Source organism: Vreelandella sp. ssv (assembly GCF_059448525.1).
Genome location: NZ_CM182545.1, coordinates 1,204,426 through 1,217,570, shown reverse-complemented (window position 1 = coordinate 1,217,570; position 13,145 = coordinate 1,204,426). Strand labels below are relative to the sequence as shown.

Sequence of the window (13,145 nt, the reverse complement as noted above, 5' to 3'; positions counted from 1 at the left end):
CAAAAACCGTATGCTTCAAAAAAGGCAAGTTGCGACATATCGCCCTAGGTATAAAGCGCTTAACCCCTAAATAATGTCGTGCTGCGATAATGCCAGCACGACATTATTCCAAGGTTTCTTACTCTTATTCAAACAAGGCGCTGCCATGCACTTAACACACCCTCCTGTTATCAGCGGTTTTCTCTTGCTGACAGGATTGTTCGGCCTCTCTGCGAGCTATGCTGATGAGTTGCCCGCCCCTATCCAGGCACTTGCCAATCAAGGATTGGAAATTCACGGCCAATTCGATGCACCCGGCAGGTTGCGCGGCTACGGCGCCAGTGTTCAGGGCCAGGACATGGCGATTTACCTAACACCCGATGGTGAGCACGCCGTGGTGGGCACACTAATGGATAGTGAAGGTAACGACCTTACCGAAGCGCAGCTGGATGAGCATGTACGTGCACCGCTAGAGGCACAAACATGGCAGCTGCTAAGTGAAAGCCACTGGGTTCAAGATGGCGACGTTGATGCTCCCCAGGTGATTTACACCTTCACGGATGCCAACTGCCCCTACTGCCGCCAGCTTTGGCAAGACGTACGCCCCTGGGTAGAAGCAGGTGAAGTACAGTTACGCCATATCATGGTAGGTATCTTAGCACCTGACAGCCCTGGAAAAGCAGCCGCTATTCTCGGCGCCGACGATCCAGCGGCAGCACTACATGCCCATGAAAGTGGTCAGGAAGGCATCGAAGCCAGCGCACAACCCCGCGAAATTGAAGAGCAGGTGTACGCAAATAACCAGCTGTTCGAAGAGTTAGGACTGTATGCCACTCCCACCAGTGTCTTTCAGCGGGAAGCAGAGAACGGCAACATCCGCATCGATCGTATCCAGGGGCTACCCAGCGATGAGCGACTGATTGACATGATGGGCAGCGAAGCACCATAGGTGATGTGGGAGGTCGCAAAAAAAACGACCTCCCACCCTATACCGTCCGTTAACTGCTTACTCTTCGGACAGGTTTTCAAACCGCGGCATGCCGACATTCCAGGGCTTGATATCGCCTTTATCCCCAAAGTTGTCGTGGTCACCGAGCACATGACCGTCGTGTTCGCGCGTTTGGCCATACAGTGAGCGGTTATGGAAGGTCGGGCCAAAGCGCTCAGCAGTCTCGGCGACATCACCCGTGTAGCGGGGGTCTTGGGGGCGCTCTTGGCTGTTTATGTAGTAAGCAATATCCCAGGCGTCTTGATCACTCAGTGAACGCGGCTGGCCAAGCGGCATATTTTGGTAAATAAAACCCGCCATGGTTTCTACCCGCACGATGCCTGCTCCCCAATTATTAGAGCCATCGCCCCAGGGGGCAGGAAATACGTATTCGCCGTTTTCATAGTGGCCCGCGCCATCGGACTGATGGCATATCGAACAGTTTTCCTGATAGGCCGCTTCGCCCCTAGCGTAGTCAGGCTCTTCATCAGGCTCATCCGGCGCGGGGAAGCCGCGCCCATAAATAGGTTTATCGGGATACATCGGTGCACCGGTGGCCAGCCACTGGTGATAGGCGCTCAGCGCCAGCATTTCATCACTACCATACTCCGGGGGTACGCCGTTCATTGAGTAAGCAAAGCAGCCGGCGATACGCTCTTCTAGGTTATTCACATGCTGGTTCTTACCGCGAAAATCCGGCAGTGTGATAGCCGCAGCCCACACCGGCGCGCTGAACGGCACCCGCCCTTCCCCCAAGTGGCAGCTTGAGCAATTCATGTCGTTGAACACGTTCTCACCGCGCAACTGCTGCGTATTGGTGAATAGCTCGTGCCCATAACGGATAACCTTCTTCAGCTCCGGATGAAGATCGGAGTTCTCAAGGTCTTCCATCGTAGGAGGCTCGTGCACCAGCATATTCAGCGCAGCGTCTGGCCGCTCTTCTGGTTGGGCAGAAACATCTTTGGCAAAAACATCGGCGGCATAAACGCTGACTCCGGCACCGAGGGCAAGCGAGCAGCCGGTCAGCGCGATGACGAGGGGGCGACGGCAGGTGGTCATTGCGCTGTCTCCTGTTGTTTAGAACCGGACTGGGTGGCGTACCAAGCAGACACGGCCTGGATATCGTTGTCGCTCATGCGTTTGGCAATGGCGCCCATCAGATTCTGGGGGTCGTTACTGCGCGTTCCATTCTTCCATGCCATTAACTGAGTGCTGATATAGCCAGCATGCTGGCTGGCAATGCCCGGAAAGGTGCTGCCAACGCCAGTGCCACCGGGGCCGTGGCAGCTTTGGCAGGAAACAATATAGGCATTCCAATCGCCACGTTCGGCAAGCTGCTGACCACGGGCCAACAGCGTTTCGTCGGCCTCATCGCCCCCTTGACCCGGCGTGACCGCCATTTGCTCAAAATACTCGGCCACATCCAGAATTTGCTGGTCGTCGAGCATATTGGCAAACGTTACCATGGTGGCGTTTTCACGCCGCCCTTCTTTAAAATCGTGTAGCTGCTTAATAATATACTCGGCATCAAGCCCCGCTAAACGGGGCCAAGACTCCCCATTCGGCACATTCATACCGCTACCATCGGCCTGATGGCAGGCACTACAGGTTGCGGCAGCAGTTTGGCCTCGTTCGACATCCCCTTCCTGTGCCAGTGCACCTGCAGCGGTTAGGCTGACGCCCACCGCCAGGCCAAACCTATGTAAGTATTTCTTATTCATGTCGGTTTCTCCCATGCGTTATCATTTTTAGGCATGCGCCACGGGCACTATTAGCCGGGCGGTAAAGCCACCCCCAGCAGGACTGGCGAAGGTTACCTCTCCACCGAAGCGTTCAGTAATCGCTGCCACAATAGCCAATCCCAGCCCGCTACCCTGCTGCTTGCTGGCCCGCCAGAAACGTTGGGTTAACTGCTTAAGCATTGCAGCATCGACACCCGGCCCCTCGTCACTGATGCTGAAGATAAGAAAGCGATCCCCTGGCTCCCACTGCGCATCGAAGATGATAGGGGTTTCTGCTGGCCCATGACGAAGAGCGTTATCGAGCAAATTGCGTAGAGCAGTAATGGCTAATTCCCGAGGCATGGCCAGGGTTGTTTCAGGCCATCGAGAAGGCAACACAAAGCGTCCGGGTCTAGTGTGGTGGCTATCGGCAAGGGCACACTCAGCGACATTGGCAACACGGCTCGCCTCACCATCATCAAAGCGCACACGTCCCTCGACGCGAGCCAGCGTGAGCAGTTGGTCAAGGGTTGAGTTCAACCGCACCACACCCTCTTCGGCATGGCTGAGCGATGCGATTGCGGCCTCTCCTTCGACCCGGCGAGCGACTTGAAGGTGGGTTTTAATCGCGGTCAGTGGCGTGCGCAGTTCGTGGGCGGCATCGTTGGTAAAACGCTGCTCTCGCAGAATGGTTTGCTGTACGCGTGCCAGAAGAGCATTAAGGGTTTCAATTAGCGGACGAATCTCTTTAGGCAGGCCGTAGGTGGCGACAGGGGCTAACGCATCAGGATGGCGTTGCGCGAGGGACGCACGCAGCCGTGTAAGCGGTGCTAAACCGCGCCAGATACCCAGCCAGAGTGCGACCATACTGCCCATGAGCGCTACAATAAAAGGCACAACGGCTACCCGTATAACGCCACTGAGTAGCATGTTGCGCTCGTCCATCCGGTCAGCGGTGGTGACCACAATGCCATTGCGCTCGTAGGTGAATACTCGCCAAGTCACATCGCCAGCCTGACGATAAGCGTGGCCACTTTCACCCGGCGCCAGTACAGCGTCCATATCGGTATGAGTACGCGCCATGATTTCGCCTTTAGGCGAATGCACCTGACAAGCCAACCCTTCAATGGGCGGAATTGACAGCACCGGATGTTCAGCGTCCGCCCATACGTCAACCGGAAGCTGCAGAACTAACCCCGCCACCATCCGCGCCGACTGCGCCAAGCGCTGGTCTAAGGTTTCTACAAACTTATCTTCCAGATCGCGCATCAGCCATGCCGCCGCCACGCCCCATAGCAGCGCCAACGTTAATCCCAGCGTCAGCAGTAATCGGGCGCGCAAACTCATAGCGGGTCCTCATATATCTGACCCTTATAAGGCATGCACGCTAAATGAACCGCCTCGGGTTTACCCAGTCGATAGCCAAGTCCTCGCACCGTTTCAATCACGCCGTTTCCCAGCTTGCGGCGCAGGTGGTGGATATGCACATTCAGCGCATTGCTCTCGACGTCATCGTTCATGCCATAAAGGCTATCTTTGAGCTGGTCGTTAGAAAGCACGCTACGCGGTGACTGCAGAAAGGTTTCAAGCAACACTAGTTCTCGGCGCGCCAACATGACCCGTTGCCCATCCACATATACCTCTCTAGCGGTGGGGTCTAACGCGAGTGTTCCATGGGAAATCATGCCACTGCTGCGACCTGCGGCTCGGCGTAACAAGGCATGCAAACGCGCTACCAACTCGTCTAAATCGAAGGGTTTTACCAAATAGTCGTCAGCGCCGCCCTGCAGGCCATCCACTCGGTCACACACCGCGTCTCTTGCCGTCAATATCAGCACGGGTACATCAACCCCCTGTTCGCGCCACTCAGCCAACAGCTGCAACCCATCCCCATCGGGTAAGCCTCGATCAAGAACGATGACATCACTCGTCACTGTTTTCAGCGCCTGACGTGCCGCGCTTAGCGTAGAGACATGGTCAACGACCAAGTCAAAGCTCATTAATCCAGCGCGAATCCCGGAGGCTACAAGTGGGTCATCTTCAATCAGCAAGACGTGCATAACGGTTTCCTTTTTATTACCTGTCAGTATGGCTGCCGCGCATTAACCCAGCGTTAAGCCAACAAAAAAACGCCCCCACCATGACGGCAAGGGCGCTAGCAGTAACGGCCATTTTAAAAAGTGCTTACGGAGCGAGCCGTTTAGCGGCAAACCAACCCAGCACCATCGCCACCAGCATGGCGGCTAGTGGTAGCGATAAACCACCGATCGAGGCAATCGCAGGCCCTGGGCAGTAGCCGGAAAGCCCCCATCCAATGCCAAACAGCGCAGCCCCTCCCAGCAACTTGCCATCCAGCTCTCGTTTAGTCGGTAGTTGAAAGACACCACCCAACAGTGGAGCAGTACGCTTGAATACCAATCGGTAACCAATAAAGGTGGTGACGACGGCCCCACCCAATACGAACATCAGCGTTGGATCCCAGGCACCCGCTACGTCTAAAAACCCCACGACTCGTGCGGGGTCGGTCATGCCTGAAACAGCTAAGCCGATGCCGAAAAGTAGTCCCGCCGCATAGCCTGCCGCCGTTTTCACCCAATTGCTTTTGTTTAACTGACTCATACCCCACCGCCTAGGCCTAGCAAGTGGTGCGAGATGTAAACGGTCACGAGCGCCGTCACTAAAAACATACCGGTAGCCGCCATGGAGCGTGGCGCCAAGCGCGCCAGACCACATACGCCATGACCGCTGGTACAGCCACTGCCCAGCCCCGTGCCTACGCCCACCAACAGCCCAGCCACTAGCATTAACCCTACGCCTCCCACCGGCGCGCCAATCACCTCGCCAGGGCTTCCGGCCACGTTGCCCAAACCACCGCCTAACGCCATAAGCAGAAGCGGGCCGCTAATCAGCCCTAGCAGAAAAGCCACTCGCCAAGCGCTATCACCTTTGGGCCGTAGGGTTATCAAGTTGCCCACGATGCCACTGATACCGGCGATACGCCCCAGCGTTGCCATCAGCCAAGTAGCGGAAAGCCCGATCAATACACCTCCAACCAGCCCTTGTAATCCTGCTGTCCATTCCACTGGTGTCTCCCCAAATAGCACTTAAACCGTTAGAAAAAATTAATCGGCACTTTGAGATAGACAGTGCCATTCTCTTCCGCCGGAGGCAGCTCTCCTGCACGCATATTGACCTGCACCGAAGGAATAATGAGCCGTGGCATGCCTAAAGTGGCGTCGCGCTCGGTGCGCATCTTCACGAACTCGTCTTCGCTGATACCTTCGTGAACATGAACATTCTCACTGCGCTGTTCCGCCACGCTGGTTTCATGCTGAAAAGTATCGCGGCCAGGGGCTTTATAGTCGTGGCATAAAAACAGCCGTGTCTGCTCGGGCAGCGCCAACACTTTTTGGATAGAGCGATACAGGGTGCGCGCGTCGCCGCCGGGAAAGTCGCACCGCGCAGTGCCATAATCCGGCATGAATAGCGTATCGCCTACAAAGGCAGCATCCCCTACTACGTAGGTTAAACAGGCGGGCGTATGGCCAGGGGTATGCAACACACGGCCCTGTAATTGGCCAACAGCGAAGGTATCCCCTTCTTCGAACAGCGCATCAAATTGGCTACCATCCCGAGCAAACTCGCTGCCCGCATTGAACGCCTTACCGAATATCTCCTGCACCTTCACTATGTTGGCGCCAATGCCGGTTTTACCACCTAACTGCTCATGCAGGTATGGCGCTGCCGAGAGGTGATCGGCATGTACATGGGTCTCTAAAATCCAGACAACATCAAGATCGTGTTCGCGAATAAAGGCGATGATATTGTCAGCGGATCGCACGTCCGTGCGCCCAGCGGCATAATCAAAGTCGAGCACTGAATCCATGATCGCGCAGGCGCGGCTGTCGGGGTCTTGAACGACATAGCTAAAGGTGTTCGTGGGCTCATCAAAAAAGTGCGTAACGATTGGACGTTGCATCGCTGCCTCCCATGGTGGAAATGTAATTCTCGTCCTATAGAGACAGCATAGTGCATTTTGAGTTCTATATTTAGACTATTTTAGAATATACCAGCAGCTACTATTCAAAAAATAAGTTTGATGCACCCAATAGCGTTTATGAAACATTTTGCTAATCTCTTTCTGGTTTAGGCCGATAGTAAGGAAATAGTGAAAGAGCTACTCGATTACAAAGAAAAGGAAAAACATGACTCGTTTAACAACAACACAAAAACTGTGGGGAACACTGGGTATCATCTGGGTAGCTATGCTGCTCTTGGTGGGTTGGCTAGCCCTGGAGAACCGTCAAACGATTGTAAGCGAACGCCGCGACAGCATTCAGTACGTGGTAGAAAGCGTCCAAAACCAAATTGAAGCCTTGCAAGAAAGGGTTGCCGCCGGTGAACTCAGCCTTGAAGAAGCACAGCAACGCGCCATCGACAATATGTCTAGTGTTAGCTTTGGGGCAGGCGAATATATTTTCTCTTTCAATAATGACTTACTCGTCATTTCCCACCCCAGCCGCGAGGCCGGCACTGATATGTCCGACTATCTGGACGCCAGCGGTATGGCGCTATACCCAGAGCTGCTGCGTGTTGCCCAGACAGGCGGTGGCCACGTCAATTACTACTCAACTCGCGCGGGTGGCGAAGAGCAGTTGCCAAAAACCAGTTACGTAGCGCATCTTCCAGAATGGGAGTGGTCGCTAGCAACGGGCGTTTATGTCGATGACATCAATGAAGCGTTTATTGCCGGTTTGATTCACTCAATTGGGATACTGCTGATCATTGGCCTACCGGTAACGCTGCTGATGGGCTGGGTTATACGCGATGTTTCCCGGCGTTTAGGCGGCGACCCCCGCTACGCCGCCAGCGTTGTGCGTCATATCGCCGACGGTGACCTCACGCAGGTCACGCAACTTTCAGCGAAAGACCAGCAAAGCTTACTGTTTGATATTAACCGTATGCGGGAAACGTTGGCTGTCACCATCGGCGACATTCACCAGGGCGCAACTCAGGTCAATAAAGGTGTCGAGCAAATCGTGGGCGTCAATGAAGAACTGTCGACACGTACCGAAGAGCAGGCTGCATCACTTGCCGAAACCGCTTCCAGCATGGAACAGCTCACTGCCACCGTTAAGCAAAACGCAGAACATGCAGACCATGCGCGCCAGCTTGCAACGAGGGCGGCCGACAGCGCTCAGCGCGGCAGTGACTCGATGTCATCCGTCACGTCCACGATGGCGACGATTAACGAAAGTGCCACGCAAATGAGCAGCATCGTCAACACGATTGACGGTATTGCTTTCCAAACCAATATCTTGGCGCTGAACGCGTCAGTTGAAGCTGCCCGAGCAGGTGATCAAGGGCGCGGCTTTGCGGTGGTGGCCAATGAGGTTCGCCAACTTGCCAGCCGCTCCGCCTCTGCCGCACAAGAGATTAAAACCCTGATCGAAGCGTCGGACAGCAAAGTAGTGGAAGGCAGCCGCCAAGTACGCGATACCGGTGATGTGATAAACAGCATGGTCGATGACATCAAACAGCTCAGCACGCTGGTTCAAGAGATTTCTGCGGCCACCATTGAGCAGAGCAGCGGTATCGAGCAGGTTAATCAAGCCGTCACGCAAATGGATCAAATGACTCAGCAGAATGCCAGCCTCGTGCAAGAGAGCACCCATGCCACCCAAGCCCTGGCCCACCTAAGCAACCAGCTGCGTCAGTTGGTGGCTCACTTCCGTATTAATCAGAACATGGAACATTCGCAGGCAAGTTTACCAGCTTCCTCTCGCTCCCCTCAGGTCGCCTATCAGGACAACGATTTTTAATATCGGCTAAAAACAAGACCGGCTACCCACGGGTAGCCGGTCTTTCTCCACACAGTATCCAGTGCCGTTAAACCTTACCTTGATTATCCAGTTCGACCGCCTCGTGCATACGCGTGAGGAGGTCTGGCGCGGCTGCCTGCACTCGGTTCCAACTCGGAATAAAGGGGCGCTCTCTGGGGTTATCCAGGAAAAGGTTGCCTGCTTCGAGCAGATTGCTGGCAAATAGCTCAACCGCCTGCTCCTCGCTATGACGATCAAGGCTCAGGCCATTCATTGTGGCATCGTGGTCGTAGGCCTCGATCAAATCCAACGCGAAGCGGTAGTAAGTCGCTTTGAGCGTGCGGAAGTCTTCACTGCTAAAGGTAATGCCCTGGGTCGCTAGCTTGCGATAGAGTGCTTTTGAGATATCCAAACTCATGCGGTTTAAGCCGCCATTGGGATCATCTTCGCTAACCGGCTGATGCTTGTGGTCGTATGCATCGGCAATATCCACCTGGCAGAGCTGACGCAGTGAGTAATTGCGCTGCAACTCCGATAGTACCCCTATCTCCAGCCCCCAATCGGCGGGAATACGAATCCCTTCCAGCACCTCGCTGCGCATCGCAAACTCGCCTGAAAGCGGATAACGGAAACTATCCAGATAATCGAGATAGGGCAGCGGTCCGCAGACGGTTTTGAGCGCCCGTAATAACGGCGTCACTAACAACCGTGAGACACGCCCATTTAGCTTGCCCTCGGCAATGCGGGGGTAATAGCCTTTACAAAAGCTATAGTTAAAATTGGGATGGGCTACCGGGTACATCAAGCGCGCCAGCAGGCCGCGCTCGTAGGTCAAAATATCGCAATCGTGTAGGCCCACCACCGTCGAACGTCCTGACGACAGCATATAGCCTGCGCAGTACCAAACATTGCGACCTTTACCAGGCTCTAAAGCGCCCAAGCCATGCTCTTCAAGCTCCGCATCGAGGGCGCGCAGCCGTGGACCGTCATTCCATAAAATGCGGGTATGCTGAGGCAGCCGGGAGAAAAACTCTCGGGCATGTAAAAATTGCTCACGATCAGCGCGATCCAAACCAATGACGATCTCGTTGAGATAAGGGACTTTTACCAACTCATCAACGATTGCGGAGAGTGCTGGTCCTTCCAGTTCTGAAAAAAGCGACGGTAGAATTAACCCCATGGGGCGTCGGCGGGCGAATTGACAAAGCTCCTCTTCAAGGGCATCGACTGAGCGCTTAGTAAGATTATGAAAATCCGTAATAATGCCGTTTTGGTGAAAGTCACTCATAAGCTTGCCTCCCTGTGTTCATTGAACTGTTCTCAAATAACGAACCGTCCTCAAATAACAACAGCATCACTCTTCTCCGCCGTCGCTAAACGGCGGTCATCTCGCCCCCACCAGTGGGCAACCCCCTCTGCCCAACCGGTCGGCCCCGTTGCTTCCGTACGGTAAAGCGAACTATTACGGGGCTCTACGACTAAGTCATGGCAGCCTCGGATGACGACGGCTTGATCGACAGCTTCAAGCATAGTGATATCGTTCGGCCCATCCCCTAGGCCTAGCGAAAGTGGTGTGCGGCCTCTTAACGCAGTAAAACGTTTCACCAACCACTCCACTGCGCTGCCCTTATCGGCCGAGCGGCCCATCACATGCCAGAAGCGCCCGCCTTGCGTTAGCTGTAGGCCATCCCCCTCCAGAGCGGCACGAAACGTTTCTAGTGCCTGGTCACTGTCTTTCCACAACAACGGTTCACTGCCTTCCCGCTGCCGGGCATCTCTGGCGCGTTTTTCATCCAACCCAGTGAGTTGCATGACTTCCTGCACACTAAGCTCGCCCATCTGGGTAAATTGAATATCTAGACGCTCACGCCATACCTTCAAACGGGCACGAATAAAACCGATATCTACCCCAGGATGTTTAATCACGACACCATCACGACCACCGCCTGGACGATCCAAGCGGGCATGGCACCAACCTGGCGGCAGGCCAATAACCGCACCATTTTCAGCAATAAAGGGCGTTCCCGTCAGGCCCAACGCCTCGCGCAGCGGAATCAATTCCGCACGGGTTTTACTGGTGACGGGAATCACCGGCACCCCCATTTGTTTTAAACGAGCTAACCACGGTGCAGCCGGGCTGAAATCATAACTATGGTGATCCAGCAGCGAGCCATCCAGATCGGTCAATACCAAACGCGGCTGAAAAGCAGGGTCAGCTGGAGATATTGGCGGGCAAAGTGGCACTGACAGATGATTGGATTCAGGCATGGCGCTACCTCTATTCGGTCTTAACGCATCGTAAAGACTGTCGTCTGCGATGCCCTATGGCGATGACCAGCTATTAATTGGCTATGGAAAGCATAGCAAGTTGTAAGCCAAAACAGAGAAGCGTAGGTACAGCAGTAAGTTACAAGGTTTATTTATCTTTAAATTAACGAACACTCTTACAAGCACCAAAAAGAAGCAGCCTTGATGCACCAAAAAAGAGCATTGAACACATCAGGGCACGTTTGCGTCGACAAACAAGAAAAACTAACACAGCACTTGGCAATGCCGGGAAAATAGCTATACTAATATTGTACTCACTGGTGATCCTGTACACCCCTCACCTGATGCCAGTGGGCTGCAGTGAGCCAAGACCTTTAATGCCCGCCTACCCCGGCGGGCTTTTTTATGGTCGCTATCATCAAAATAGCCATGCTTTCGGAAGTCAGCTACTCCACATGAATAACGACCTCAACCCGACGGTTACGCGCACGGCCCTCTGCCGTGGCGTTGTCTTCTAATGGTCTGGTAGCCGCCAAGCCCACGGCGCGCAGGCGCTCGGCATCGACGCCCGACGCTTCCAGCGCTTCAACGATGGCGATGGCACGTGCACTTGAGAGCGCCCAGTTAGAAGAGAACTCCTCTGTGCTAATCGTCTGGCTATCCGAATGGCCTTCAACCCATACTTCACCATCATAGCGTTGAATAGTTTCCAGCAAACTGCCCACTAATGACGAACCAGTATCCGTTAACTCGGCTGTCGCCGAAGGAAACAACAGCTGATCCTGCACCTGCAGGCTAATACCCTCTGCCACTCGCGAGACTTCAACCCCTTCAAGGTCGGGCAGATACGGTGACTCATCCACACGTTGTGAAAGCGCTTGATCCAGGGCAAGCGCCCCCGAGACAGATTCATCGCTGACTACCTGGACATTTACCGGCGGGTGATCGGTTAACACCACCATGTAATCCGCCAAAGGAGATGAAAAATCATCGCTGCCCGCAGGCATCAGCAGCTTGGGTAGAACAGTAACCGGCTCAGCGGCCGGTGGAACCGGGGCAGCCAAGAGCGGTGGTACACCAAGGCTCACCCGACGAGGTAACCGAGACAAATCGGGCAAACCCGCCACACCCAACGACGCGCTCACTGCCATTGGGCTTAGTCCTGTACCACTCCAAGCGGCTATACCAGCACGGTCAGGCATTGCTTGTAATAACGCCTCGGGCAAGGGGATTTCCAGCGCAGGCGACGGAAAATGGATATCCTCGCTAGCGGTATCGCCTGTCAACCATTTTGGATTGGTCGACCCTGCCGCGGCGATAATGATCACGAAAAGAGCCACCAGCAAGGTCATGATATCCAGATAGCTAATCATCCAACCGCTGTTGCTATCGCTTTCATGATAGGCCGACATGAGCGAATCATGGCGCGGACCGCTGCGGTGATCTTCAAGCATTAGTAGTATCGCTCATTCAAGTTTTGAACCTCTTGGCCGATGAAGCTATTTAAATCTAACCAGATATTTCGAACTAGGTATGTAGAATTAGGCATGTCAATTTAGGCATGCCAAACTAAGTATGGCGAACAGTCTACCAAAAGCCGTTTGTAGCGAAAAAGGAACCCGCAGGTGCGCACCCGTCCCACATTATGTCGTTTACCCTATTTCATACGTCCTGTTGGCTGGGGGCTGGCAACGCTAATGCTCAGCGGCTGCTTCTATGCCAATACATCACAAGCGCCCATTGCCACCACCTATCCCTATACTGAGCAGCAACGTATGCAGGCAGCTCACCACTGGGATGTGCTTGCCCGCCATGAAGCTATCAGCATTTTGCAACGCGAGCGCGTTCGCAATCGCGACTTACACATCAGTCCAGCCGAGCACGGTGAACTCCGCGCATACAGCGGCGGCGAATTTGAGCGTGGCTTTCGCACCCTGCTTACCAGCGAACTAGTGTCACGCGGCGCCAATCTCACCACGGTGCCTACTGCCAACAGCGCCAATGTCACGATTGATGTCGAAGTGGTTGAGCACCGGGATCGCGGCTTTATACGTCCGCCGGTGGGGGCCTTCACGGCGCTCACCGCGGGAATCGCCGTGGCTACCATACCGTTTAATCAGTGGAGCGAGCCTGCGTTAGGGCTAATCCCTGCGGGTATTATTGCCGATACCACCAGCGGCAGCTGGACCAACACGAGCAATGAAGAGATTATTGTGACGACGCAAATAATCGATGGCGAACGAATTCTCTACTCATCATCCAACATTTACTACATCAATGCGGGTGATCGTCGCCAATACGCCCCTCATCGCGTGCCTCAGGCGCCTACCACCCCCTCCGTTCCCCTTACTGATACGTGGTAATGTC

Annotated in this window: 13 protein-coding genes; 3 read left to right on the top strand and 10 right to left on the bottom strand. The window is 54.5% G+C overall.

The genetic code is table 11. From position 1 onward, the window contains the following. The first annotated feature begins 145 nt into the window (after positions 1-145). The gene (dsbG, locus tag AC5TBW_RS05665) at positions 146-928 is read left to right on the top strand and encodes a thiol:disulfide interchange protein DsbG (protein WP_495511123.1); all 783 of its coding nucleotides are present in this window, start codon (positions 146-148) and stop codon (positions 926-928) included. Between the two features lie 57 nt (positions 929-985). On the opposite strand, the gene AC5TBW_RS05660 is transcribed toward dsbG, so the two are convergent. The 7 genes from AC5TBW_RS05660 to AC5TBW_RS05630 all read right to left on the bottom strand — a co-directional run bounded on the left by AC5TBW_RS05660 (position 986) and on the right by AC5TBW_RS05630 (position 6,667). Then, positions 986-2,026 carry a c-type cytochrome gene (locus AC5TBW_RS05660; RefSeq protein WP_495511122.1) on the bottom strand — a complete coding sequence of 347 codons (1,041 nt, stop codon included), beginning with the start codon at positions 2,024-2,026 and terminating at the stop codon, positions 986-988. Then, positions 2,023-2,688 (bottom strand): c-type cytochrome, encoded by a 666-nt coding sequence (locus AC5TBW_RS05655; protein WP_495511121.1) that lies wholly within the window; start codon positions 2,686-2,688, stop codon positions 2,023-2,025. The genes AC5TBW_RS05660 and AC5TBW_RS05655 overlap by 4 nt, the downstream gene beginning before the upstream one ends. A 27-nt stretch (positions 2,689-2,715) precedes the next feature. Next, the gene (locus AC5TBW_RS05650) at positions 2,716-4,035 is read right to left on the bottom strand and encodes an ATP-binding protein (protein WP_495511120.1); all 1,320 of its coding nucleotides are present in this window, start codon (positions 4,033-4,035) and stop codon (positions 2,716-2,718) included. Beyond that, the gene (locus tag AC5TBW_RS05645; protein WP_495511119.1) at positions 4,032-4,748 is read right to left on the bottom strand and encodes a response regulator; all 717 of its coding nucleotides are present in this window, start codon (positions 4,746-4,748) and stop codon (positions 4,032-4,034) included. The genes AC5TBW_RS05650 and AC5TBW_RS05645 overlap by 4 nt, the downstream gene beginning before the upstream one ends. 124 nt (positions 4,749-4,872) lie before the next feature. After that, entirely contained in the window at positions 4,873-5,307 is a 435-nt protein-coding gene (locus AC5TBW_RS05640) for a DUF6691 family protein (RefSeq protein WP_495511118.1), read from the bottom strand. Then, on the bottom strand, positions 5,304-5,771 hold the full coding sequence (locus AC5TBW_RS05635) for a YeeE/YedE family protein (RefSeq protein WP_495511117.1): 468 nt from the start codon (positions 5,769-5,771) through the stop codon (positions 5,304-5,306). Before AC5TBW_RS05635 ends, AC5TBW_RS05640 begins: the two co-directional genes overlap by 4 nt. Before the next feature lie 29 nt (positions 5,772-5,800). Further along, positions 5,801-6,667 (bottom strand): MBL fold metallo-hydrolase, encoded by an 867-nt coding sequence (locus AC5TBW_RS05630; protein ID WP_495511116.1) that lies wholly within the window; start codon positions 6,665-6,667, stop codon positions 5,801-5,803. A gap of 226 nt (positions 6,668-6,893) precedes the next feature. Here AC5TBW_RS05630 and AC5TBW_RS05625 point away from each other — a divergent pair, with 226 nt between their 5' ends. After that, positions 6,894-8,510, top strand: coding sequence for a methyl-accepting chemotaxis protein (locus tag AC5TBW_RS05625; RefSeq protein WP_495511115.1), 1,617 nt, complete (start codon positions 6,894-6,896; stop codon positions 8,508-8,510). A gap of 67 nt (positions 8,511-8,577) precedes the next feature. On the opposite strand, the gene AC5TBW_RS05620 is transcribed toward AC5TBW_RS05625, so the two are convergent. From AC5TBW_RS05620 to AC5TBW_RS05610, 3 genes are all read right to left on the bottom strand, one after another. Then, positions 8,578-9,798, bottom strand: coding sequence for a glycosyltransferase family protein (locus tag AC5TBW_RS05620; RefSeq protein ID WP_495511114.1), 1,221 nt, complete (start codon positions 9,796-9,798; stop codon positions 8,578-8,580). A gap of 50 nt (positions 9,799-9,848) precedes the next feature. Beyond that, positions 9,849-10,778: an HAD-IIB family hydrolase gene (locus AC5TBW_RS05615; RefSeq protein ID WP_495511113.1), complete on the bottom strand. Its 930-nt coding sequence runs from the start codon at positions 10,776-10,778 to the stop codon at positions 9,849-9,851. Positions 10,779-11,224: 446 nt separating this feature from the next. Beyond that, positions 11,225-12,232: an OmpA family protein gene (locus tag AC5TBW_RS05610; RefSeq protein ID WP_495511112.1), complete on the bottom strand. Its 1,008-nt coding sequence runs from the start codon at positions 12,230-12,232 to the stop codon at positions 11,225-11,227. A gap of 243 nt (positions 12,233-12,475) precedes the next feature. Between AC5TBW_RS05610 and AC5TBW_RS05605 the strand changes: the two genes are divergently transcribed. Continuing rightward, positions 12,476-13,141 carry a hypothetical protein gene (locus tag AC5TBW_RS05605; protein ID WP_495511918.1) on the top strand — a complete coding sequence of 222 codons (666 nt, stop codon included), beginning with the start codon at positions 12,476-12,478 and terminating at the stop codon, positions 13,139-13,141. The last annotated feature ends 4 nt before the right edge of the window (positions 13,142-13,145 follow it).

Coding starts and splice junctions, on each gene's coding strand:
- dsbG (WP_495511123.1), top strand. CDS start 146: ATGCACTTAACACACCCTCCTGTTATCAGCGGTTTTCTCTTGCTGACA.
- AC5TBW_RS05660 (WP_495511122.1), bottom strand. CDS start 2,026: ATGACCACCTGCCGTCGCCCCCTCGTCATCGCGCTGACCGGCTGCTCG.
- AC5TBW_RS05655 (WP_495511121.1), bottom strand. CDS start 2,688: ATGAATAAGAAATACTTACATAGGTTTGGCCTGGCGGTGGGCGTCAGC.
- AC5TBW_RS05650 (WP_495511120.1), bottom strand. CDS start 4,035: ATGAGTTTGCGCGCCCGATTACTGCTGACGCTGGGATTAACGTTGGCG.
- AC5TBW_RS05645 (WP_495511119.1), bottom strand. CDS start 4,748: ATGCACGTCTTGCTGATTGAAGATGACCCACTTGTAGCCTCCGGGATT.
- AC5TBW_RS05640 (WP_495511118.1), bottom strand. CDS start 5,307: ATGAGTCAGTTAAACAAAAGCAATTGGGTGAAAACGGCGGCAGGCTAT.
- AC5TBW_RS05630 (WP_495511116.1), bottom strand. CDS start 6,667: ATGCAACGTCCAATCGTTACGCACTTTTTTGATGAGCCCACGAACACC.
- AC5TBW_RS05625 (WP_495511115.1), top strand. CDS start 6,894: ATGACTCGTTTAACAACAACACAAAAACTGTGGGGAACACTGGGTATC.
- AC5TBW_RS05620 (WP_495511114.1), bottom strand. CDS start 9,798: ATGAGTGACTTTCACCAAAACGGCATTATTACGGATTTTCATAATCTT.
- AC5TBW_RS05615 (WP_495511113.1), bottom strand. CDS start 10,778: ATGCCTGAATCCAATCATCTGTCAGTGCCACTTTGCCCGCCAATATCT.
- AC5TBW_RS05610 (WP_495511112.1), bottom strand. CDS start 12,232: ATGCTTGAAGATCACCGCAGCGGTCCGCGCCATGATTCGCTCATGTCG.
- AC5TBW_RS05605 (WP_495511918.1), top strand. CDS start 12,476: ATGCTCAGCGGCTGCTTCTATGCCAATACATCACAAGCGCCCATTGCC.